Annotated in this window: 1 protein-coding gene; it reads left to right on the top strand. The window is 61.4% G+C overall.

Annotated features, from left to right (window positions below; translation table 11 throughout):
* Positions 1-118 precede the first annotated feature (118 nt).
* On the top strand, positions 119-697 hold a 579-nt coding region (locus ABNX41_RS21910), incomplete at its 3' end, for an IS21 family transposase (RefSeq protein ID WP_497883258.1).

Genomic DNA, 697 nt, shown 5'->3' with positions numbered 1-697 from the left:
TGTTGACCGGCGTGGAATAAGGACCCCGCTTCTGGGGTGATCGGCGTCCAAAAGGGACCCCACCGACCGGGGGTTGGGTCCATTGTGCCTTCGATAATTATCGGAGGCCGAGCACGGGATGCTGATCGTGGAGACAATAGCAAAAATCAGGCGGCTACATTTCACCGAGGGCAAGGGGATCAAGACGATCTGCCGTGACCTGAAGCTGTCGAAGAAGGTGGTGCGGAAGGTGATCCGCACCGGGATTACCGAGTTCACCTATACCCGGACGGTGCAGCCGCGCCCGAAGCTGGGTGCCTGGCTGGGGGAGCTCAACCGGTTGCTGGGGGTCAACGCCGCGCGGGCTAACCGGGAACGACAGTCTCTGACACAGATCTACGAAGAGCTGAGCGGTCTCGGTTATGAAGGTGGGTATGACGCTGTGCGCCGCTACGCCTCGAACTGGGCGCGCAATCAGAGCTCAGGCGCATCTTCCGCTTTCGTGCCCCTGAGCTTTGCGCCCGGCGAAGCCTATCAGTTCGACTGGAGCCACGAGGTTGTCGTGATCGATGGGGCGACGACCACCATCAAAGTGGCCCATGTTCGCCTGTGTCACAGCCGGATGTTCTTTGTGCGGGCCTATCCGCGCGAGACGCAGGAGCCTCAGCCATCGGGCTCGAACCGATGGCGCCGCGATGGCTTCGATGTTCGATGCCCA

It is taken from the genome of Pseudogemmobacter sonorensis, assembly GCF_042762395.1.
GTDB classification, from domain to species: Bacteria; Pseudomonadota; Alphaproteobacteria; order Rhodobacterales; family Rhodobacteraceae; genus Pseudogemmobacter; species Pseudogemmobacter sonorensis.
The sequence above is the reverse complement of the archived record's forward strand: the minus strand, read 5'-3'. Positions and strand labels throughout refer to the sequence as shown.